Source organism: Aquibacillus salsiterrae, from assembly GCF_028416595.1.
GTDB classification, from domain to species: domain Bacteria; phylum Bacillota; class Bacilli; order Bacillales; family Amphibacillaceae; genus Aquibacillus_A; species Aquibacillus_A salsiterrae.
Genome location: NZ_JAMQKC010000004.1, coordinates 15,289 through 38,944, shown reverse-complemented (window position 1 = coordinate 38,944; position 23,656 = coordinate 15,289). Strand labels below are relative to the sequence as shown.

General features: G+C 36.2%; 21 protein-coding genes and 1 pseudogene. All 22 read left to right on the top strand.

All coding sequences use genetic code 11. From position 1 onward, the window contains the following. The first annotated feature begins 11 nt into the window (after nucleotides 1-11). Nucleotides 12-1,100 carry a Gfo/Idh/MocA family protein gene (locus NC799_RS06770; RefSeq protein ID WP_272445635.1) on the top strand — a complete coding sequence of 363 codons (1,089 nt, stop codon included), beginning with the start codon at nucleotides 12-14 and terminating at the stop codon, nucleotides 1,098-1,100. A gap of 63 nt (nucleotides 1,101-1,163) precedes the next feature. After that, on the top strand, nucleotides 1,164-1,847 hold the full coding sequence (locus NC799_RS06765) for a YesL family protein (RefSeq protein WP_272445634.1): 684 nt from the start codon (nucleotides 1,164-1,166) through the stop codon (nucleotides 1,845-1,847). A 24-nt stretch (nucleotides 1,848-1,871) separates the two neighbouring features. Next, the gene (locus NC799_RS06760) at nucleotides 1,872-3,179 is read left to right on the top strand and encodes a glycoside hydrolase family 125 protein (protein ID WP_272445861.1); all 1,308 of its coding nucleotides are present in this window, start codon (nucleotides 1,872-1,874) and stop codon (nucleotides 3,177-3,179) included. Between the two features lie 195 nt (nucleotides 3,180-3,374). Beyond that, nucleotides 3,375-4,472, top strand: a complete 1,098-nt coding sequence (locus NC799_RS06755) for a GntR family transcriptional regulator (RefSeq protein ID WP_272445633.1) — start codon at nucleotides 3,375-3,377, stop codon at nucleotides 4,470-4,472. 235 nt (nucleotides 4,473-4,707) lie between these two features. Next, nucleotides 4,708-4,950, top strand: a complete 243-nt coding sequence (locus NC799_RS06750) for a hypothetical protein (protein WP_272445632.1) — start codon at nucleotides 4,708-4,710, stop codon at nucleotides 4,948-4,950. Nucleotides 4,951-5,272: 322 nt separating this feature from the next. Then, nucleotides 5,273-6,001 carry a YveK family protein gene (locus NC799_RS06745; protein WP_272445631.1) on the top strand — a complete coding sequence of 243 codons (729 nt, stop codon included), beginning with the start codon at nucleotides 5,273-5,275 and terminating at the stop codon, nucleotides 5,999-6,001. Beyond that, nucleotides 5,994-6,686, top strand: a complete 693-nt coding sequence (locus NC799_RS06740; RefSeq protein WP_272445630.1) for a CpsD/CapB family tyrosine-protein kinase — start codon at nucleotides 5,994-5,996, stop codon at nucleotides 6,684-6,686. The genes NC799_RS06745 and NC799_RS06740 overlap by 8 nt, the downstream gene beginning before the upstream one ends. A 283-nt stretch (nucleotides 6,687-6,969) precedes the next feature. Next, entirely contained in the window at nucleotides 6,970-7,734 is a 765-nt protein-coding gene (locus NC799_RS06735; protein ID WP_272445629.1) for a tyrosine-protein phosphatase, read from the top strand. Between the two features lie 97 nt (nucleotides 7,735-7,831). Then, a complete protein-coding gene (locus NC799_RS06730; RefSeq protein WP_272445628.1) occupies nucleotides 7,832-9,664 on the top strand; it encodes a polysaccharide biosynthesis protein in 1,833 nt (610 codons plus the stop codon). 179 nt (nucleotides 9,665-9,843) lie between these two features. Next, complete coding sequence (gene galU, locus NC799_RS06725) at nucleotides 9,844-10,716, top strand: UTP--glucose-1-phosphate uridylyltransferase GalU (RefSeq protein WP_272445626.1); 873 nt, start codon at nucleotides 9,844-9,846, stop codon at nucleotides 10,714-10,716. Nucleotides 10,717-10,865: 149 nt separating this feature from the next. After that, nucleotides 10,866-11,270 (top strand): prepilin-type N-terminal cleavage/methylation domain-containing protein, encoded by a 405-nt coding sequence (locus NC799_RS06720; RefSeq protein ID WP_272445625.1) that lies wholly within the window; start codon nucleotides 10,866-10,868, stop codon nucleotides 11,268-11,270. Between the two features lie 467 nt (nucleotides 11,271-11,737). Beyond that, entirely contained in the window at nucleotides 11,738-12,748 is a 1,011-nt protein-coding gene (locus tag NC799_RS06715) for a virulence RhuM family protein (RefSeq protein ID WP_272445624.1), read from the top strand. Between the two features lie 652 nt (nucleotides 12,749-13,400). Then, complete coding sequence (locus NC799_RS06710; protein ID WP_272445623.1) at nucleotides 13,401-14,030, top strand: sugar transferase; 630 nt, start codon at nucleotides 13,401-13,403, stop codon at nucleotides 14,028-14,030. A gap of 28 nt (nucleotides 14,031-14,058) precedes the next feature. Next, a complete protein-coding gene (locus tag NC799_RS06705) occupies nucleotides 14,059-14,958 on the top strand; it encodes an SDR family oxidoreductase (protein WP_272445622.1) in 900 nt (299 codons plus the stop codon). Nucleotides 14,959-14,981: 23 nt separating this feature from the next. Beyond that, nucleotides 14,982-16,088: a glycosyltransferase family 4 protein gene (locus tag NC799_RS06700; protein WP_272445621.1), complete on the top strand. Its 1,107-nt coding sequence runs from the start codon at nucleotides 14,982-14,984 to the stop codon at nucleotides 16,086-16,088. A 17-nt stretch (nucleotides 16,089-16,105) separates the two neighbouring features. Beyond that, nucleotides 16,106-17,488 carry a nucleotide sugar dehydrogenase gene (locus NC799_RS06695; protein ID WP_272445620.1) on the top strand — a complete coding sequence of 461 codons (1,383 nt, stop codon included), beginning with the start codon at nucleotides 16,106-16,108 and terminating at the stop codon, nucleotides 17,486-17,488. Nucleotides 17,489-17,490: 2 nt separating this feature from the next. Further along, on the top strand, nucleotides 17,491-18,465 hold the full coding sequence (locus NC799_RS06690) for an SDR family oxidoreductase (RefSeq protein ID WP_272445619.1): 975 nt from the start codon (nucleotides 17,491-17,493) through the stop codon (nucleotides 18,463-18,465). After that, nucleotides 18,465-19,583 (top strand): glycosyltransferase family 1 protein, encoded by a 1,119-nt coding sequence (locus NC799_RS06685; protein WP_272445618.1) that lies wholly within the window; start codon nucleotides 18,465-18,467, stop codon nucleotides 19,581-19,583. Before NC799_RS06690 ends, NC799_RS06685 begins: the two co-directional genes overlap by 1 nt. A 33-nt stretch (nucleotides 19,584-19,616) precedes the next feature. After that, a complete protein-coding gene (locus NC799_RS06680) occupies nucleotides 19,617-20,603 on the top strand; it encodes an EpsG family protein (protein ID WP_272445617.1) in 987 nt (328 codons plus the stop codon). Nucleotides 20,604-20,665: 62 nt separating this feature from the next. Continuing rightward, complete coding sequence (locus NC799_RS06675) at nucleotides 20,666-21,754, top strand: glycosyltransferase (RefSeq protein ID WP_272445616.1); 1,089 nt, start codon at nucleotides 20,666-20,668, stop codon at nucleotides 21,752-21,754. Nucleotides 21,755-21,964: 210 nt separating this feature from the next. After that, a complete protein-coding gene (locus tag NC799_RS06670) occupies nucleotides 21,965-22,861 on the top strand; it encodes a glycosyltransferase family 2 protein (RefSeq protein WP_272445615.1) in 897 nt (298 codons plus the stop codon). A 538-nt stretch (nucleotides 22,862-23,399) separates the two neighbouring features. Further along, a pseudogene (locus NC799_RS18405) lies at nucleotides 23,400-23,538 on the top strand (DapH/DapD/GlmU-related protein); the annotation flags it as partial. Between the last annotated feature and the right edge of the window lie 118 nt (nucleotides 23,539-23,656).

The window sequence follows — 23,656 nt, the reverse complement described above, 5'->3', positions numbered from 1 at the left end:
GGTTAATCAAAATGGGGAAAGTAGTGAAAATTGGGATTATCGGTAGTGGTGGAATTGCTGCAGCACATGCGAAAGCATACCTGGAAATGAATGAAGATGTTGAAATTGTTGGGGTTGCCGATGTTGTTCCTGGAAAGGCGAGGGAATTTATAGATAGATTAAACCTTAAAGGTGCTCAGTCTTTTGAAGATCATAACAGGTTATTGGAGTTGGATCTAGACGGAGTAAGTGTATGTACACCAAATGTAGCTCATCATCGAACAAGTATTGACTCCTTAAATGCTAACAAACATGTTCTTGTTGAAAAGCCATTAGCAGTAACTCTAGACCAAGGTATAGAAATGGTTGAAGCCGCTAAAAAACAAGATAAAATTTTGTCGGTTGGATTTCAACCGCGGTATGATCCAAATATGCAGGCGGTCAAAGAGATTGTTCAATCTGGAAAATTAGGTAATGTGTATTATGTTCAGACTGGTGGGGGACGTCGTAGAGGAATGCCTGGAGGGACTTTTATAAACAAGGGACTTGCTGGAGCTGGTGCAATGGCAGATATCGGATGTTACTCTTTAGATTTAGCTTTAAATGCTTTGGGTTATCCAAAGCCATTAACAGTTTCAGCTTATACATCTAATTACTTTGGTACCAATCCAACTTACCATCCAGAAGCGGAAAAATTTGAAGTGGAAGATTTTGGGGTGGCTATGGTTCGATTAGAGGGAGGCAAGGTCCTGAATTTTAAAATATCATGGGCGATGCATATGGATTCCCTGGGACCGACTCTATTTCTGGGTACTGATGCAGGGCTTAAGCTAACGCCCGCAGGAAGTGGCCCTTGGAGTGGAGTATGGGATGGGGGTATTGGCTCAATAAGTTTATTCCATGATATTGATAATCATCATGTCAGCACTGCAATCCCTGTTCAGTCTCATAATATTGATATATTCAAAGAAAAGGTACGAGATTTTGTAGTTTCGATTAAGGAGAACAAACCTGCCCCAATTCCTGGGGAACAAATACTTATCAATCAAGCAATTATTGATGGTGTTTTAAGGTCATCCGAAAAAGGGAAGGAAGTTGACATTCACTTACCGCAAATTTGAACTTTAAATAAGTAAATTGGAGACCTTGGTCTCCAATTTACAATAATGGGGGGGAAGGATGTAATGGAGCTTGATGGCTTAACGGGTAGGGTTTATAAAATCACTGATTGGATACTTGTGTTTGTAACAGTAAACATTATCTGGTTTATTTTTAATTTACCTATTGTCTATTTATCAATTTCCATGTTGTTAATAGATGAAATTGAGCAATATATTCTGTTAGTAACCATGATTTTAATGTTGACTCCATTTGTTTTCTTTCCTTCTACTACAGCTATGTTTGGGGTTATACGTAAAAAGATTTTGGATGATGAGGTAGAACTGAAAATAGTTAAAAGTTTTTGGTTTTATTACAAAGATAATTACAAGCATAGTGTCATTGGGGGTTGCATCATTTCGTTTCTGTGGGTGATTTTAGCAGTAGATTATTATTTTTTCGCGCAGAACCTTAGTGAGTTATTTTCCTATTTGTTTATCGCATTGTCCTTAATTTTATTTGTCTTCACGCTTTATTTCTTTGCTGTAACAGTTCATGTGTACTCGGGTATTGTTTCTGGGCTGAGAAACGCTATTTTTTTTACCTTTGGGAATCCTGTCATCTCTTTTGGTATAGGGTTAATTAGTGTTTTGTTCATCTATGTTAGTTTTCAAATTAGCACTTTTTTTATTCCGTTTTTCTTAGGTTCCTTGATTGCCTATATCTCATTTTTGGGATTTGTAAGAGTTTTCAAGAATATTCAACCTTAATAATAGGAGGAACAAATGAAGGTCATTACTAAAGAAATTCCAGAATCTTTTCATTCATTAATAGCAGAAGTGGAAAAAATTTTTTCTGAAAACAGAAAGATATCAAAACTTTTTGAAAATTGTTTTTTAAATACATATCAGACAACCTTAAAGCAGTTACATGATGGTACGACTTTTGTGGTGACAGGAGACATACCTGCAATGTGGTTAAGAGACTCGGCTTTACAAGTTAGGCCTTATTTAATGGTAGCATCAAAAGATGAACAAATACGTGGGCTAATTAAAGGTGTTATAAAAAGACAGTTTTATTATATATTAGAAGATCCATATGCTAATGCATTTAATCAAAATCCGAACGGGATGGGGCATCAAACGGACGAGACCGACATGTCGCCAATTGTCTGGGAAAGAAAGTATGAGATAGACTCCCTGTGTTTTCCGATACAGCTGGCCTATTTTTATTGGCAGGAGACAGAAGACTTTTCAATTTTTGATAGTACCTTTGACTCCGTTTTGAAGACAATCATTGAAATTTGGAGAGTTGAGCAAAGACATGGAGAGCAATCGTCTTACCGGTTTCTCCGAAGAAACGGTAATTCAACAGATACGTTAACTAACGACGGCAAGGGGGCAGACACTGACTGGACTGGTATGACTTGGTCAGGATTCCGACCAAGTGATGACGCATGCCTATACGGCTATCATATACCTTCTAATATGTTTGCTGTTGTTGTATTAAGGTACGCTACGGAAATTGCCGAGCGGATGGGGGATTTAGGGTTAGCAAAAGAATGTGATTCCCTCGCAACAGAAATAAGAGATGGTATCGAACATTTTGGGACAATTGAACATCCTCTACATGGAAGGGTATACGTTTATGAAACGAATGGTAAAGGTAATTATGTGTTAATGGATGATGCTAATGTACCTAGTTTGTTATCTGCTCCTTATTTAGGTTATTGCGATTGGGATAATGAAACGTATCTTAATACTAGGCAGCTAATCTTGAGTAGAGAGAATCCTTATTACTATGAAGGTAAGCAAGCCAAAGGAATAGGGAGTCCTCACACTCCAGATCATTATATTTGGCATATTGCTTTATCTGTACAAGGGATGACCTCCCGTTCTCCGGAAGAACGCAACCAATTATTAGAATACTTAATTAATACAGATGGTGGAATGGGCTATATGCACGAGGGGTTTAATGCTGATAATTCGTGTGAATTTACTAGAAAATGGTTTGCTTGGTCCAATTCAATGTTTAGTGAGTTTGTATTAAGTCTAACAGGAAATGTCATCAAGAGTTCTCCGTTGAATAAAAAATCGAATTAAGAACGAATTTCCAACTAGAACAGATAACATGGTACATTTATAGGTTTAAAAGTTATTCTGGTAAACGAGAAACTGTGATAGGGGAAGATTTGCTATTTTTGCTAATTTTAAAGTGTTTTTGTTTAATATATTCACCTCATTTGTTAATATTGTTATATTATTATAACAAATAAATCCTGTTGAGGTGGAAGAACAATGAAATCACTGTATGAAAAGGTGTATGATTCCTTGAAACAGGAAATTACATCAGGTAAGTATCAAAGGGGAGAACGTCTTCCGTCAGAAAAAGAAATTTCTGAGAATTTTCAAGTAAGCCGAATAACGAGTAAAAAAGCGTTAGAAAAACTAGTCATGGAGGGGTATGTTTATCGGCAAAGAGGAAAAGGGACGTTTGTTTCCAATAATCGACCTGGGAATAGTTATATTCAAAGGCAAAAGCCCTTAATTGGACTAATAATAACTGCGTTTAATGACAGTTTTGGAAGTGGATTGATTAACTCTTTGGAGAAGGAATCGGATGGGAATTGTTTTATTATCCTAAAACGGTCCTTAGGTGATCCTGAAAAAGAAGAAAAACTAGTTAAAGAGTTAGTTGAATATGGGGTTGACGGTTTAATTGTATACCCTGCTCATTCAGAACATTATAGTTCCGAAATTTTAAAACTAGTGATTAATAAATTTCCGCTGATACTAATTGATCGGGTATTTAAAGGTTTAGGAACGACTTCTGTGGCAACTGATAATCAAGAGGCTGCGCAAAATGGAGTGAATTATTTATTCAATATTGGGCACGAACGGATAGGTGTTTTAATGCCTATTAATTATGAAATGACAACAATTGAAGAAAGGTTAAGCGGGATTGTCCGTGCTTATGCAGAGAAACAGATTAGGGTGGAGAAAGAGCTGTGGTGTTATAATATAAAAAGTACCCTACCAATCCCGCTATGTTCTAAACAAGAAGATATAGACGTCATAAAAGAACATATTAAAGCAAATCCTAAAATGACTGCTATCTTTGCATTAGAATATAACATTGCCATATTAGCAAAAAAAGCAGTAGAACAAATGGGGATGCGTGTACCAAATGATATATCAATCCTTTGTTTTGACAGTCCTTGTCAATGTCAACATCACTCTGAATGGAGTTTTACACACTTAAAGCAAAATGAAGAAGAGCTAGGGAAAAAAGCTGTTCATAGATTGTTAAGTATGTTTGAAGGAGAAATTACAATTAAAAAGGATAGGATTTCAGCAACATTAAAAATAGGTAATTCAACAAAGCCATTAGTATAAAAAAGTTGACTAGAAGGTTATGTAGAAAAACAGTGTCAGGTTACAAACTGTCACTGTTTTTTGTATCATCTGCGTAGATTTTCTGTGGCATTTCGCTTTTCTATGTTTGTAGATGCTATGAAAATGGTTTCGGAAGAAAAGTTAAATATTTAAAATCTCTGTTTCTTAATAGAAGAGCGCGTAAGATATAGTCTGCAACAAGGAACAATTACGAGTTAACAAATCGAGGATACGGATGTTGGTTAAAGCTTTAATCGAAACAATGGAGGAAAAGGAAATGGTTTATAATAACTGCGACGACAGTATGCCAATTTCTTTGGGCGAGTTTGAGAGAATAGTGAAGGCTGAGGGGAGAGAAGAAGGTAAAACAATTATGGCGAAAAAAATGCTAGAAGATGGAATGTCTTACGAAGTAGTTGCGAAGTATACGGATCTATCGGTAGAAAAATTGAAAAAGCTTATGAATGGAACAAATTAAGCATATTTTTCTCATGGATGAATAACAAGGCAAGGGTGATCGCTGGCCCTTGTCTTGTTTTATTTGACCGGTAAACAATTTGTTTTAACAACATCATCTGGAAAGGAAGCGCAAGAATCGTCAGCGCGCTAACCAGCAATCTTACCTCTCGTTTACCAGTCAGTAAAGCCCTAACAGAAGTTAAGATCGTAATCCCATCCCAGCGGCTCGCCCCGGTGCTCCCACCCACAATTTGCTATAAGAAAAATTTATTTCTTAGGTGTTGGGGTTTGTCGGATTATGATATAATTTCGTAGTAAATGTCTACTGCGGGGGGAACCGAATGGAAGAAACAATTTCTTTAAAGGAAATAGTTGATGTGATAAAGAAGCGACTTTTACTTATTTTGTTATTCGTTATTGTCGCAGCAGCTATTAGTGCGGTGGTAAGCTTTTTTGTCTTAACACCAACCTATCAATCTAGCTCACAATTTTTAGTGAAGCAAAAGGTCACGGCAGCCAATAATGAATTAAATGCTAGTGACATCAATACGAGCTTACAATTAATTAATACGTATAATGAAATAATTAAAAGTCCGAGAATACTAGATACTGTTTCGCTCGAGGTTGGGCAGGAAGTAGTAAGTGACAATGTTCAAGTGTCTAGCGCGCAAAATTCACAAGTTGTCACCATAACCGTTACTGACACCGACCCAGAGATGGCGGCAACGATTGCAGATACGATTGTCGAAGTTTTTAAAGTCGAAGTACCGGTGTTAATGAATGTTGATAACGTTAATATTTTAACCGATGCAGAAACAAATCGGAATCCGGTGAATCCGAAGCCGATGTTGAATATTGCAATCGCAGTTGTTGTTGGTGCGATGGCTGGTGTGGGGTTAGCCTTCTTGTTAGAATACCTGGATAATACGGTGAAAACGGAAGCGGATTTGGAAAAAACGTTAAGCCTACCAGTATTAGGGGTTGTCTCACACATTAATGAAGAAGATGTCGTCCGGCGCAAGAGTAAAGGCTCTAGTCGGATGAATAGGAAGGGGAGCTTCGATGTTTAAGAAGAAACGTGCGAAGAAGGTGTCAACGAACAGGCACTTAATTTCGAAAATAAACCCGAAGTCCCCGATCACAGAACAATACCGAACGATCCGAACGAATTTGCAATTTGCCTCTGTCGACAAGCCGCTTGAAACGATGCTCGTCACCTCACCGGGGCCTGCTGAAGGTAAGTCATCGACGGTAGCGAATTTGGCGACTGTGTTTGCCCAACAAGGAAAAAAGGTGCTCGTCATCGATGCCGACATGCGTAAGCCGACGTTACACTATACCTTTCAGCTCGATAATCGAAATGGGTTAAGTAGTGTATTGGTAGGAGAAACAGATTTGAAAGCGGCAATAGAACAAAGTGGGGTTGACAATCTTGAGTTGTTGACGTGCGGACCGATTCCGCCTAATCCGTCTGAATTACTTGGTTCAAAAGCGATGGCGAAACTAATAGAAGATGCAAAGCAAAACTATGATTTAGTCATGTTTGATACCCCGCCTGTCTTAGCGGTTACTGATGCACAGATTTTGGCAAATAGCTGTGACGGGACGGTGCTCGTTGTCCGGAGTAAACAGACCGAGAATGAGGCGGCAGAGAAAGCACATGAGCTGTTGAAGCATGCCAAGGCAAAGGTATTAGGCGTTGTGTTAAATGACCGAGTCCAGAAAAAAGGCAGTTATTATTACTATTATCAATAAAATCAAAGAAATCAGCTAGAAAAGCCTCTTGTGAACCTAACGTCCAAGAGGCTTTCTTTATACTACATTGTCATCGAGCCTTGGCGATATCCCTAGTTTTTATGGCAAAGATTAGTGCAAGTAATTCCTGCATTGATCATGTTTTTAGATGCACCGAAAAAATTTCCAATCTAATGCCAATTTGACATAATCCGACAAAAAATAACGTTTCTTTTAGGTCTTCTTTCCTGTTATACTTAAATTAATTAGGAGATTTTTTACAAAAGCGACAGGATGTGAGTGTATGATTGATATCCATTGTCATATCTTGCCGAACGTGGATGATGGTGCAGCAGATATGGAAGCAAGTCTTCAGATGGCGAGACAGGCAGTAAGTCAAGGGATTGAAGTGATCATTGCAACACCACATCATGCGAACGGCAGCTATTTAAATGAAAAGCAAGCGATTATTGAACGGGTGGACGAGCTGAACGAACGGTTAAGCCTCGAGCAAATCCCGTTAGTCATTTATCCAGGTCAAGAAACGCGGGTCCATGGCGAGATGGTTGAGGCTCTTTCACGCGGAGAAATGTTACCGCTAAATTATAGTAGCTATGTATTTGTCGAATTACCGTCAAATCATGTTCCTCGATATACGAATAAATTAGTGTTTGATCTGCAGGTGAATGGCTATACACCAATTATTGTTCATCCAGAGCGTAATAAAGAGATCATCGACAATCCTGATTTACTGTATCAGCTTGTCAAAAGTGGTGCATTAACACAAGTAACTGCGGCTAGTGTTATCGGAAAATTCGGTAAAAAGATTGAGAAGCTTACCAACCAATTAATTGAAGCGAATTTAACTCATTTCCTTGCCTCGGATGCGCACAACACAACAACACGAGCATTTTGCTTGGATGCGGCTTATCAGTATGTGGAGAAAAACTATGGGATGGACATGGTTTATTATTTTGATGACAATTCCCGAATTTTAGTAGCTGGTGAGACGGTTGTTGGTGACGTCCCAGAGCCTGTCAAGCGGAAGAAGTTTTTAGGGCTGTTTTAGTAGTCAATCACGAGTAGTTTTTTTAGTGTTAAGTATGCCTTTCGTGCTAATTGGAAGCATACGAGCTATCAATTTTTTTGGAAAAGAAGGGGTTTAGTTGAGTTATCAAAAGCGTGTCTCCTTGTTAGTGGTACTTGATTCGGCTATTGTGCTGATGGCGATTTATATTGGGTATTTTACCCTCCATCCATATATTGAACTGTTGACGTTGCCAACGTTGTGGATTAGCTCGATTACCTTACTTGCTAGTCATCATTTGTTTGCCTGGATCTACCGGTTATACCACAAGGTGTGGGAGTATGCGAGTATTGGCGAAATGGTTGCGATTATTCGGGCGGTGACTTTGTCGATTGCAACGACAGGGCTTGTGCAGATGGTTGTCAATGGGGATGTCTATGTCCGGGTGCTCGGGATTACGTGGATGCTCCATATTATTCTAATTGGTGGTTCGCGGTTCTCGTGGCGAATTTACCGTGACCGGTTTATCAAAATGAAACGTGACCCGAAGCGCGCGTTAATTGTCGGTGCTGGGTCGGCCGGAACGATGTTAGTACGGCAATTGTTGAAAAGCAATGATACGGATTTGGAGCCTGTTGCTTTCGTTGATGATGACCATTCGAAGCAAAAGCTGCAAATTTACGGAATTACGGTAAGTGGGAAAACCGAGGATATTCCTGCTCTTGTTGAACGGTTAAAGGTGGACCATATTATCATTGCGATCCCGTCGTTAAGTAAACAAGGAATCCAGTCGATTTACCGGCAATGTGGGAAAACAAAAGCAAAGACGAAGATCATGCCGATGATTGAAGACATCGTAACCGGTAAGGTATCGGTTCACTCGTTCCGTGAAGTAGAGGTTGAAGACCTGCTCGGCCGTGATCCAGTCCAATTGGATACGGGCAGTATTGTGAAAAAAATTACCGGGAAGACCGTGCTCGTGACTGGTGCCGGTGGTTCGATTGGTTCGGAAATTTGCAGGCAGGTGTGTAAGTTCGGCCCGCGGAAAATTGTCTTAGTTGGACATGGGGAAAATTCCATTTATAAGATTGATATGGAGCTAAGAGGGAAATACAGCGTCGAGTTTGAGATTGTTCCTGTCATTGCCGATGTCCAGGATAGTCGGCGTATGCTTGAAGTGATCGATACCCACCGACCTGATGTCGTCTATCATGCGGCAGCACATAAGCATGTGCCATTGATGGAGTACAATCCGGTTGAATCGGTGAAAAATAATGTGATTGGAACGAAAAATGTCGCAGAAGCAGCAGCGACATTTGGTGTTCATACGTTTGTGTTAGTGTCATCAGACAAAGCAGTCAATCCGACGAATGTGATGGGCTCATCGAAGCGGATTGCAGAAATGGTAATCCAGCGGTTAGCCAGACAAAGCCAAACGAAATTCGTTGCGGTACGGTTTGGCAATGTACTGGGTAGTCGTGGCAGTGTGATTCCATTGTTTAAACGACAAATTCAAGCAGGTGGCCCGGTGACAGTAACACACCCGGATATGACGCGGTATTTTATGACGATTCCGGAAGCGTCTAGGCTTGTGATGCAGGCTGGTGCGCTTGCTCGTGGTGGCGAAATCTTTGTGTTAGATATGGGTGAGCCGGTTAAGATTGTTGATCTAGCGGAGAATTTGATTAGGTTGTCTGGCTATACGTTAGACGAAATTCCGATTAAGTTTACCGGAATTCGTCCGGGTGAGAAGATGTTTGAGGAATTGCTTGGCGATGGCGAGGTCCATCCAGAGGCGATTTATCCGAAGATTTTTGTTGGGAAGTCGGTGGAAGTAGATTACGAGCGGGTTGACTTGTTGATTGACAATCATTTGGCGTTTGAACCGGAGTATTTGAAGGAGTATGTGATTAGTTTGGCTAATGACCGGGAGACGCGGGATGTACGGTTGTTGGATGGGGTTTTTGGTTAGGTTGAGGGTTTGTTTTAATGTGATTGGGTGACGTGGTGCCCCCCCTGGCGGGGGTGGGATTGTTGTTTTCCCCTTCGGGGTCTGGGAATGTGAGATGGGGGATTGGTGATTGTCCCCTTCGGGGTTTTATGTTTGGAATGCTGTGCCCTTGCGGGCAATTTTAGTTGGGGGAGATTTTATTGAAACAGGTAAAGAAGGCGATTATTCCTGCAGCGGGGTTGGGTACTAGGTTTTTACCGGCTACGAAGGCGATGCCGAAAGAGATGCTTCCGATAGTAGACAAGCCGACGATTCAATACATTGTTGAGGAAGCGGTTGCGTCGGGGATTGAGGATATTATCATTGTGACTGGTAAGGGTAAGCGGGCGATTGAGGATCATTTTGATAATAATTTTGAGTTAGAGGATAATTTGGTTAAGAAGGAAAAGTTTGCGTTACTAGAAAAGGCAAAGCAGCCTGCTGCGGTGGATATTCATTATATTAGGCAGAAGGAGCCGCTTGGGCTTGGGCATGCGGTTTGGTGTGCGCGGAAGTTTATTGGTGATGAGCCGTTTGCTGTGTTGCTTGGGGATGATATTGTTCGTGCGGAGGTGCCTTGTATGAAGCAGTTGATTGACCAGTATGAGGAGACTGGTGGTTCGGTTGTTGGTGTGCAGCAGGTGCCGATGGATGAGACGAATCGGTATGGGATTGTTGATCCGAGTTTTCAGGATGGTCGTCGTTATACGGTGAATCATTTTGTTGAGAAGCCTGCGCTTGGGACTGCGCCTTCTAATCTTGCGATTATGGGGAGGTATGTGTTGTCGCCGAAAATCTTTGATTTTTTGAATCGGAAGGAGATTGGTTCTGGTGGTGAGATTCAGTTGACGGATGCTATTCAGCGGTTGAATGAGCTTGAGCGTGTGTTTGCTTATGATTTTGAGGGGAAGCGGTTTGATGTTGGTGAGAAGTTAGGGTTTATTCGGACGACGATTGAGTTTGCGTTGATGGATGATGAGCTTGGGCCTGATGTGCGGGAGATGCTTAGTGGTTTGGTTTACGAGAAGGTTTAGGGGGGGACTGGTTTTTGCGGGTTTGTGAGGTTTTTTGTAACCTTCGGTTTGTTTTATTGAGTAAGGGTAGTTTGATAGTGGTGTGATGGTATAAAGTGGCTGGAATATAGACATAACTGATCTAATCTATTAAAAAGGTGGGATTGGTTATGTTTAGGGTTGGTCGAGGTAAGCTATCATCTAGGAACAGGAACACTGATCAAGGATTTACATTAATTGAGGTATTGGTTGTTATTGTTATTTTGGGAATAATTGTTGCGATTGTAACACCCTCTTTTTTAGGTGTTATTGCGAAGGCGAAGGAAGAGGTTTGTAATACAAACATGATAGGGCTTGAGAATGGATATAAAAGAAAGCTGTTCATGGAAAACCTTAATCATTCCGAGCTTCTTTTCAGTCAATATCGGGATAGTGTTGGGAAGGATCTTTGTCCATTGAATGGATCGTTTAGCTATGTTGATGAAAAAGTTCGATGTAGTGTTCATAGTCATGGTGAACCTGTGATCGATGAGGAAATTGTGGAAGAAGAAGGGTCTGCTGTTCCTTTTTTGTAAGAGGAGTTAAGTTAAATGGTTCTTGGTACCCTTCGGGTCCTGGAATAAGATGATATCTCCTTTTACCTCTATCAATGGAGATACTCGACTATGCTGTGGGTCTTAGGACCTTAGACACTTGTTGTCAATAGTATAGTGTGAGGTGGGGTTAGATGCCCCTGTTTGTTTTAATTGCGAAATTTGTATGATTATGATGTAGATTGTCGGGTACTAGCGGGATGGTGGTGAAACGAGAACGCTATTAAGATATAGTAATAGAATGCTAGATTTACCAAGGGTTTGAGTCCCTTTTTAAGTGATTTAAGTATTTAAAAAAGGTGTAAGTAACATCATTCAATCGTAAATGGTTAAGTTACAAAATGGAATTAAATGTTTATTATGATTGATTGATTGGGAATTGAGACGTGGATATGTAAGGTAGCTAGAAACCATGAAAGTTAATCAATCTATATGAAGTAGGTGATCTGATGGATTCAAGAATTATCATGTATCAGACTGAAGATGGTTTAACTAAAATAGAAACAAGTTTTGATGGTGATACTGTATGGCTTTCAATAGATCAAATGGCAGAGCTATTTCAGCGGGACAAGTCAACAATCTCGCGACATATAAAAAATATCTTTACTGAAGGCGAGCTTGAACGTGATGCAGTTGTTGCAAATTTTGCAACAACTGCAGCTGATGGTAAAACCTATCGCGTTGACTACTATAACCTTGATGTTATAATCTCAGTCGGTTATCGGGTAAAGTCGCTACGTGGTACACAATTTCGTATCTGGGCTAACAGTATCTTAAAAGAGTATCTACAAAAAGGTTTTGCTATGAATGATGACCTCCTAAAGAATGCAGGGGGAGGGAATTATTTCCAGGGGCTTTTAGAACGCATTAGAGATATTCGATCAAGTGAGAAAGTCTTTTATCGACAAATACTTGATATTTATGCAACGAGTATTGATTATGATCCAAGAGCATCTGAATCAACTGAGTTTTTCCAAATAGTACAGAGTAAAATGCACTATGCAGCTCATGGCCACACAGCTGCAGAAGTTGTTTATTTACGTGCAGATGCAGAGAAGGAATTCATGGGAATGACATCTTTTGATGGTAAGAGTTTAAGAAAAGCGGATGCCTCAATTGCCAAGAATTATTTAAGTGAAGATGAGATGAAGATTTTGAATAGATTAGTTACTGCTTATTTAGAATTTGCTGAGCTACAGGCAATTAGACAAAGACCTATGTATATGAAGGACTGGATAGAGAAGTTGGATGACTTCATAAAAATGAGTGGTAGTGAATTGCTAAATCATGCCGGAAAAATTAGCCGCGAAAAGGCAAAAATCAAAGCAGAATCGGAGTATCAAAAATATAAAGAACGGAGCAAAGCTCAATTAACGCAAGTTGAGAGAGATTTTATTGAACATGTGAAGACTACCCAGAAGCAGCTTGAACAAGGAAAAGGTAAAAACGGTGGGAGATAAAGTATGTCGACCACCTCTAAAAGCTCTGAAAGTATGAGATTTTTGGGATTAGTGGTCAGAGTGGTTTGAGGGGCTTTTTTGGTAAGAATATTCAGAAAATGGATTGAATGTACATTAGGAAGTGACTATCATAATCAGATAAGGTGCTGGAAGCCTTGTTGAATAAGGGTTTGAGGCAATTTTAGTGATATTTATAGATTGATTGAATGGTTTATATAATAGGAAGAAACTCGGTTTTGGGTGGTAAATGCATGAATATCTATTTCGTATTTGTTAGGTAGATTGAATAGATATTACGAGGTGAGTATCGGAAATTGATAACAAAACACAATATGTAGTGTTGGAATTGGATTATTAACAGTTAAACATACTATATGTTGATATTTTTATCTATTTCTCATATTGCATATTTAATGCGAGGTGAGTATCGTAATATGATAACAATACGCAATATATAGTATTGAAATTTATTTTATAACGACAAAACATACTATATGTTGATTTTTTCATCTATTTCACATATTGCATATATAATGCGAGGTGGCTATGGGAAGTAGATAACAATTTTAGTGGCTTAGAAGTTGGTTGGAGTTTTAAAGATTCCAAGTAAGTCCTAATCTACTAAAGAACAAATTTTAAGGAGTGTAGCTGAATGTATATGAAGGTTAAAAGATTGATAGATATCATTCTTTCTTTAATTGGACTTATAGTATTATCACCAATATTTATAATTCTAATTATTGCTATTAAGATCGACTCAAGAGGTCCGGTACTGTTTAAGCAAAAACGTGTAGGAATTAACAAGACACATTTCAATATATTGAAATTCCGTACCATGAGAATAGATACGCCGAAGGACACTCCAACTCACTTATTAAGTAATCCAGAACAGTATATCACAAAGATGGGTAAATTCCTGAGAAAAACCTCACTTGATGAGCTTCCGCAGATTTGGAATATTTTTGTGGGACAGATGAGTATTATTGGTCCAAGACCCGCACTATGGAATCAGTATGATCTGATTGCTGAACGTGACAAGTATGGTGCCAATGATATCCCGCCTGGACTGACTGGTTGGGCGCAGATTAATGGTAGGGATGAACTTCCTATTGAGGTTAAGTCAAAGCTGGACGGGGAGTACGTTGAGAAGATTAGCCTATGGATGGATGTTAAATGTTTTTTTGGGACCATCATTAGTGTAGTTAAAAGTGATGGGGTTGTAGAGGGTGGTACAGGAGTTAAGAAAGAAGTTGCGGGTACTAAGGAGACGGGCTCTTCATGAAAGTATATACAGTAATTGAGGTGTGGAAATGTTATTAGTAACAGGGATTACCGGCCATACAGGAAGATATTTTTTGCAGGAACTTATTAATCATAAATATGAAGGTCCTATTCGCTGTATTGTCAGAGAAACTTCTGACACAACACTATTAGATAATAGCGGATTAATTATAGAAAAGGTTATTGGAGATTTAGATGATCGAAATTTTATTGACAGAGTGATGGATGGTGTTGAAACGGTAATGCACATCTATAATATTTACCATTCCCCAACAATAGTTCAAGCTGCAATTGAAAAGGAAGTAAAAAGAGTTATTTTAGTTCACACCACAGGAATTTACTCGGAATTTAAGTATGCTTCTGAAGGATATAAGAAAATAGAAAATAAAATAAAAGAACTTAAAAATGATCCCAACTACTCGACGAATATTACAATATTGAGGCCTTCGATGATATATGGAGATCTTTGTGATAGAAATATGAGTAGGTTTATTAAAATGGTAGATAAACTTAAAGTCATGCCTGTTATCAGTGGTGGAAAAAGTTTAATTCAACCAGTAAATGCCAGAGATTTAGGTAAGGCATTTTATACTGTACTAATGTCTCCTAAAGAGACTAATGGGAAGGCTTATGATCTTTCGGGTGAGAGGCCAATCAGAATGATTGATGCTTTCAAGATAATAAGCAAAGAACTCAATAAAAAAACTGTATTCATCAGCGTACCATTAAGTTTAGGAGTGCTAATGGCAAGAGTTCTCAAAACTTTAACATTAGGAAAAATCGATTATATAGAAAGAGTTCAGAGAATGGGAGAAGATAGGAACTATTCTCATGATAATGCGACTAACGATTTCAGTTATAATCCTATGACTTTCGAAAAGGGAATTCAAATAGAGGTTCAAGAGTATCTAGGGAAATATAAAAATTAGTCAAAATGAGTAGGAGCATTGATATGAAAATAGCTGTACTTTCGAGCCATACATCATCATTGTTTTGGTTTCGTATGGATATGATGAAAGACTTTATAGAAAATGGTCATACCGTTATTGCATTAGGCTCTGAGCCTGAAGCGGAATGGAAGAAAAAGTTCGAAGAATACAATATTGATTATAGGCAGCTATATGTTGAGCGAAATGGTATGAATCCACTCAAAGATTTAAAAACTTTAAGGTCTCTTTATACATTCATGAAAAAGGAAAGACCTGATAAAGTATTCGCATACCAAGCTAAAACGGTTGTTTATGGAAGTATAGCTGCAAAGTTAAATGGTGTTTCTGAAGTATATCCTTTAATAGCTGGACTTGGTTCGATATTTAGGGGAGAAGGTTTTAAAAACAAAATAGTAAAAACAATAATGAAAATAGAATACTGGGCTGCTTGTAAATGTAGCAAAAAAGTATTTTTTCAGAATCAAGATGATAAAAATGAGTTTATTCAAAATGGATTAGTAAAAGATAAAAAGACGGTTATAATTAATGGTTCGGGAGTTGATCTTGAAAAATTCAAACCAACACAATTTCCAGAAGAACCAGCATTTCTCTATATTGGTAGACTTATTAAAGATAAAGGAATAAAGGAATACTTAGAAGCTTGTAAAGAAGTTAAAGTTAAACATCCTAAGGTTCGTTGTTTGCTAGTAGGGCCATTTGACAGTAATCCTTCTGCCTTGAAACCAGATGAGCTGAAACCCTATATAGAAAATGGTGTTATTGAATATTTTGGGGAACAAAGAGATGTGAGACCATTTATCTCTCAATGTAGCACCTATGTATTACCATCTTATCATGAAGGTACACCAAAAACGGTATTAGAAGCGATGGCAATGGGGAGGTCAATCATCACGAGTGATGCTCCCGGTTGCAGGGAGACAGTTATTGAAGGACTAAATGGATATTTAGTAAAGGTCAAGGATGTCAAAGGGTTAACAAATAAGATGGAATACATGATATCTAATCGTGGAATATGTAAAAACATGGGGCAAGAAAGCGAGAAGATTGCTAGAGAAAAATATGATGTTAAGGTTGTTAACCAATCAATTATCCAGACAATGGGTTTATAAATAAAGGAGAATTCAATATGAACTTATATGAAAATATTGTTAATAGAGAAGAAAAAATCTCATTGATTGGGCTAGGTTATGTTGGTATGCCAATTGCTGTTGCTTTTGCTAAAAAAGCAGACGTAATTGGGTTCGATGTAAATAAGCAGAAAACTGAACTTTATAAAAGTGGTATAGATCCTACAAAAGAAGTGGGAAATGAAGTAATTAAAAACACAACAGTTGATTTTACTTCAGATGAAGCAAGACTTAGAGAAGCAAAGTTTCATATTGTTGCAGTGCCTACACCTGTAAAAGATGATCATACACCTGATTTAACACCGGTGGAATCTGCAAGCCGCACTTTAGGTAAAAACTTAACAAAAGGTTCGATTGTTGTCTTTGAATCTACTGTTTATCCAGGCGTAACTGAAGATATCTGTGTTCCAATTTTAGAAAAGGAATCAGGACTAAAGTGTGGTGTGGATTTTAAAGTTGGTTATTCACCAGAAAGAATTAATCCTGGTGATAAAGTTCATAGACTAGAGACTATTATAAAAGTTGTATCAGGCCAAGATGAAGAAACACTAGACATTATAGCAAGAGTATATGAATTAGTAGTTGACGCTGGTGTGTATAAAGCAGCAAGTATTAAGGTAGCTGAGGCTGCAAAAGTCATTGAGAATTCACAACGTGATATCAATATTGCTTTTATGAATGAGCTCTCTATTATATTTAATAAAATGGAAATTGATACAAAAGCAGTACTCGAAGCGGCTGGTACGAAGTGGAATTTCCTTAATTTCTCCCCAGGGCTAGTTGGTGGTCACTGTATTGGGGTTGACCCGTATTATCTAACTTATAAAGCAGAGCAAATGGGTTATCATTCCCAAATTATTCTTTCTGGTAGAAAAATAAACGACGATATGGGCAAATATATAGCTGAAAGCACAGTTAAGAAAATGATTAAGGCAAATAAACAAATAAATGGTGCAAAGGTAGCTATTTTTGGTATTACATTTAAAGAGAATACTCCCGATGTTCGAAATACAAAAGTAGTCGACGTGATAAAAGAACTAGAGGAGTACGGAGTAGACATCAAAGTAGTAGATCCTGCAGCGGATAAAGAAGATCTATGGCGTGAATATAGAATTAAACTTTGCGAAATAGAAGATATAAAAGGAATGGATGCAGTAATCTTTGCAGTTCCACACGATGAATTTAAAGCTATTCAATTGGAAAATGTAAAGATGATGTTTGGGACAACCGGATATGTTAATTCAGAAGTTATGAATGAAGTAGCTGCAACATCTGAGTTTGATATAGATATTGATCGTAAAGATTGTGTGCTAATGGACATTAAAGGAATGTTTAATAGAAAAGAAGCAGAGGATACTGGATTTGTCTATTGGAGGTTATAAAAATGGGATATGAAAATATAAAGTTTCCAGAGCACAGCAAATTCTTAGTTACTGGATCCGCAGGTTTTATTGGGTCAAATTTAGTAGAAGCAATACTTAAGTTAGGCTACCACGTTAGAGGGCTTGATAACTTTTCAACTGGTAAAAAAGAAAATGTAGAAGATTTTTTAGACAATCCTAATTACGAATTTATCGAAGGAGATATTCGTGATCTTGAAACATGTATGAAAGCTTGCGAAGGTGTAGATTATGTATTGCATCAAGCAGCTTGGGGGAGCGTACCTAGAAGTATTGAAATGCCTATGTTTTATGAGGAAGTAAATATAAAAGGTACATTAAATATGATGGAAGCAGCTAGACAAACTGAAGTAAAGAAATTTGTTTATGCATCAAGCTCATCTGTTTATGGTGATGAGCCAAATCTTCCTAAAAAAGAAGGTAGAGAGGGAAATGTTCTGTCTCCTTATGCTCTTACAAAAAAAGTAGATGAGGAATATGGAAAATTATATACCAAATTATACGATCTAGATACCTATGGTTTACGATATTTTAATGTATTTGGAAGAAGGCAGGATCCTAATGGGGCCTATGCTGCTGTTATACCGAAATTTATTAAACAATTGCTTAATGATGAACAACCAACAATTAATGGTGATGGAAAGCAGAGTCGTGACTTTACTTATATAGAAAATGTAATTGAAGCTAATCTTAAGGCCTGCAATGCTTCACAAGAAGCTGCGGGGCAGGCGTTTAATATAGCTTACGGAGGAAGAGAGTTTTTAATTGATATATATACGCAATTATTGAATGCATTAGGGAAAGATATTCAACCAATCTTTGGTCCTGATCGGAAAGGTGATATTAAGCATAGTAATGCTGATATTAGTAAAGCAAAAGAGTATTTAGGATATAATCCGGAATGGAGTTTTGAGAGGGGTATTAAGTCCGCTATACAGTGGTATAAGGAGAATTTGTAATGTCAAAGCCAATAAGAGTATTGCAAGTTTTTGCTCAAATGAATAGAGGTGGTGCAGAAACTATGATAATGAATCTGTACCGCAATATTGATCGTTCTAGGATTCAGTTTGATTTTATTGTGCATACCGAAGATGAGTGCGACTACGATGAAGAAATAAAGACTTTAGGTGGTACTATTCATAGAGTTCCAAGATACACAGGTAAGAACCATTTTCAATATAAAAAGGCTTGGTTTGATTTTTTTAGATTTTATCCAGAATATAAAATAATTCATGGGCATGTTAGAAGTACAGCTTCTATTTATCTAAAAGTAGCAAAAAATTATGGCCTAACTACAATTGCTCATAGTCATAGTACGTCTTCAGGAAAAGGAGTTACTGCAATAACAAAAAACATTTTGCAATACCCAATTAGATATACAGCTGATTATTTATTTGCATGTTCTAAATCAGCAGGAGAATGGTTGTATGGTAAAGGGGCATCTAGTAAGAATAATTTTTATGTTTTAAGTAATGCAATAGACGCTGTAAAATATATTTACGATGAAAATATAAGACTAGAAAAGAGAAAGGAATTTCAAATCGAAAATAAATTAGTTATTGGTCATGTAGGTAGGTTCAGTCCACCAAAAAATCATACATTTTTGATAGATATATTTAAAACAGTTCATGATAAAAATGAGAATGCAGTATTATTATTGGTTGGAGACGGAGAACAAAGGTCGTTGATAGAAACTAAAGTTAATGAACTGGGGTTGTATGATAATGTAATTTTTACAGGAATAAGAGAAGATATTCCGGAGTTACTACAAGCAATCGATATATTCTTATTCCCTTCAATATATGAAGGGTTACCAGTAACTTTAGTTGAAGCACAAGCATCAGGTTTACCCTGTGTTATTTCTGATAGAATTACCGAAGAAGTTGCAGTAACTAATTCGATAAGGTTTATTTCGTTAGAAGAAAAAGTCGAGTATTGGGCTGAGACTGTGCTTGAAATTTCTAGTTCATACAAGAGGGATAATAACTATTTGAACATTGTAGAGTCAGGTTACGATATTAAATCAGTTACAAAGTGGTATGCAGAATTTTACGGTTCTAAAGTTAAAGATGCCTAATTATAATATTTTTATTAGTTTTGAGGAGATAAAATGATAGACAATCCCATTTTAGTTAAACAACAAAGTAAAAAAAAATCCGAAACCAAAAGAAATATTTATCTTTTGTTTTCTATACTTTTAGGGCTATTTTTAATATATCCAGATGATATAACATGGGCAAGAGACAGATTAAATTATTTAACTTATGCTGATTCAAGCTGGGTAATTATGCAAAGTTATTTAAATGATAGTATTCTATCTTTTCTTACAAATGAACCTCTATTTTTATTAATAAATATCATTTTATCTTCTTTTCTTTCGCCTGAAAATATTGTTAAATTCATAATTTTTCTCTCTACAGTAATAGTTTTATACTCATTAGGGAAGCTTACTAACTATAACTTTTTTGTACTAATACTTTTTCTACTATTACCTCAAATAGTAAAGAACCATGTTATTCATCTTAGGCAAGGATTAGCGTTAAGTATTTATCTTTTGGGACTTGTTAATAATCAAAAAAGATATGGAAGTATATTAAAATATTTATCAGTTTTTATTCATTCTAGTTTTATATTTTTAATTTTATTTGAATTTCTAGAAAAGATTTTAAAGAAAATTAAATTCAACTTTACTGTAAGAATACTTTTTTCTGCTGTTTTTTTAATCCTTTTTATTCAGCTTATACCAAACTTAGCATTGCTTTTTGGAGATAGAAGATCTTTAGTATATGATTTTTCCATTGCTGAAAGTGCAAGTGGTTTGGGGTTTTTAATGTGGTTAGTTATGGGGACTTTGTTCATATTAGTTGTTAAAAAAGATTATATAAATACGATAGCATGTTATGGTATTGTATTTTACTTGTTATCTTACTTTTTCTTGGATTTCAGTGCTAGGATATTTGAAAATATAATCCCCTTAATCCTAGTAGGTGTGCTAAATATACAGAATATTTATTTGAAATTTTTATTCATTTTATTTTTCATTTTCTATGGTTGTTTAACCTGGTATTCAGGTGGTGGGCTTAATTTCCTGATGTAATATATTGGTCTATCTTTATTTTTATTAAAAGACTAAATTAAAAGATTTGAGGAGTTATGACAGTGGAAAAACTCAAAGTTTTACAAGTTATTCCCAGCTTTGGTGTTGGTGGAGCAGAAAAGTTAGTGTTAGATTATCTAACTTATTTCGATAAGGAAAAAGTCGATATAAAAGCAATATCCATGTACGGAAATAAAAATACAATATATGACGATTTTATACGGGATAAGGGACTTAATGTTGTTTATTTAGATAAAAAGCCAGGCGTAGACCTATCTATGGTATTAAAAATGAAAAAGATAATTAAAGAGTTTAAGCCTGATATTATCCATAGCCATATGAATAGTATGAAGTACATCATTTATTCAGTTATTAATAATAAGCAAGTGAAAATGTTTCATACACTTCATAATGAACCTGAGAAAGATGCTAAAGGACTAGACAAATATTTTAACAAATTTTCATTTAAATATTTGAATTGCATCCCGATAGCTTTAACTGATGAATTAGCTACAAAAGTAAATAGTTACTATGGTTTAGAAAGTGCAATCGTAGTTAATAACGGAATAAATTTAGATAAATTTAAAAATGAAAAGGAAGATAAAAAACATATTAGAAGAAGCCTAAATTTACCTCCAGACTCATTTATAGTAGGTCATGTAGGAAGGTTTATGGGGCAAAAAAATCACGAATTTATAATTGATGTTTTTAAAAAGGTTGTTAATGTAAAAAAGGATTCTTTATTAATTTTAGTTGGTGAAGGAGAATTAAAAAGGGATATTGAAGAAAAAGTAATTGCATTAGGGTTATCAGATAAAGTTAAATTTTTGGGTTTAAGAAAGGATATACCTGAATTATTAAAATCCTTCGATGCCTTTTTATTTCCTTCTTTTCATGAGGGATACCCAATTACTTTAATAGAAGCACAGGCTGCCGGTGTTAGATGTGTAATTTCAAATAGTATAGACAGTCGATGTGTACTTAGTAATGACACTATAAGTGTAAGTTTAGAGGCAACACCAGAGGAATGGTGTGATGTCATTATTGATGAAAATATTAAGGGTACCCCGACTGATACTATTGAAAGTTTCGACATAAAGGGAGTAGTTAAACAATTAGAAAAGTTATATCGTATAGAACTAGAAAAGTGAGATGACTTTTAAAGTGTAATAATGCAAAATGAACCATTATAGTATTTTTCTCATACCCTCTTATATTTGGAAAAAGTAACTAGTACAAATTTACTTTTAATGAAAGTATACTTTTTTACATGTATTAAATAGCGAATATTGAACTATTATTCATAATAAATTAAATGCTAAGTTTTAAAGATAATAGTACTGAAAGTGACGTGCGTAATCATGGAAATACAAGTAACGGTTTTTACACCAACTTATAATAGGGGGTATATTATAGAAAAACTTTACAACTCTCTTAAGAACCAACAGTGTAAAAGCTTTGAATGGGTTGTGGTAGATGATGGATCTACTGACGATACAATGGCTTTGTTTAAAGAGTGGGGAAAAAAGGAACATGGCTTTCCAATCAGATATTATTATAAGAGTAATGGCGGTAAACATCGGGCTATAAATGATGGAGTCAAACATGCAAATGGGAGATTATTTATCATTGTTGATTCAGATGACTATTTAACTGAAGATGCAATTAAGATGATATTGGAGCGAGAAGTAGAAATTAGAGATCAAGGCTCTTTTGCAGGATTGGGATTTAATAAAGGAAAAGATAGAAAAAGTATTGTTGGGAGTACTTTCCAGGGGGAGTCACTTGATGCAACATCAATTCAGAGAATTAATCATAATATAACAGGCGATAAGGCAGAAGTGTTTTATACAAATATACTAAGACACTATCAATTCCCAGAGTTCCCTAATGAGAAATTTATTACCGAGAATGTAGTGTGGTATAAGATTGCAAATGATGGCTACAAGATAAGGTGGTTTAATGAAATCATTTATATTTGTGAATACTTGGATGATGGGCTAACTAGTAATGCAAATTCCTTAGCATTAAATAATTTTAATGGTTATACATATACCATTAAAGAACTATTAAAATATAACTTACACCCTAAAGAAAAGGCAGTATTGATTGGGGTATATACACGAACAGCAAAGATAAAAGGATTAAGTTTTAAAGAGATTTCAAAAAATATAGGGATTAATATATTTGTTTGTTATTTTTTAGAGAAACTATCAAAGATTAGCAGATTCATAAAAAGTTATATAAAAAGTAAATAAAATTATTAATATAAATTCATTTTCATATTAAACTATTGATTTCTTGCAACAATGCTCCCTATTAGTAAATGCCCGGCCTTAGAGCCGGTATTATTATTTGAGCACATATTTACATGTTCAAGTATGCAAAACGTTTTACATACTATGAATTAGTGATTAACAAATTAATCTTATATTTCTTGGGGGAGTGACTATGAAAGGTATTATCAAAATTGCAAGATACATGCTTTTTAATAAAATCCATAATACAAGAATTAGGAGTAAATATGCGAGTTTAAAAGCATCATATGGTGTTGAGGTTGGAGTAGCATATAATTCGTATGTGGAAAGTGATGTTACTATTGGAGATTATAGTTATATAAATGCAAACTCATATATAGAAAATTGTGAGATTGGAAAGTTTTGTTCTGTTTCTTCTGGAGTGTATATATCGCCTTTTGAACACAAAAATAATTTTAGAACCACACATCCGATAATATTTAATAAAAAATACGGATTTATTAACGAAAATTATAACATGGATCGTAAAAAAGTTATTATAGGTAATGACGTTTTAATAAGTTTAAATGTGGTGATTTTAGAAGGCGTAAAAATTGGAAATGGTGCGGTCATTGGAGCTGGTGCTGTTGTAACAAAAGATGTTGAACCTTATGAGGTTGTTGGTGGTGTACCAGCAAAACATATCAAGTATAGATTTGATGTTGAAGAAAGAGAAAATTTACAGGAAATTAAATTCTGGGATTGGGACAAGCAGAAAATTGTAAAAAATATAGACTATTTAAGAAATGTAAGTAA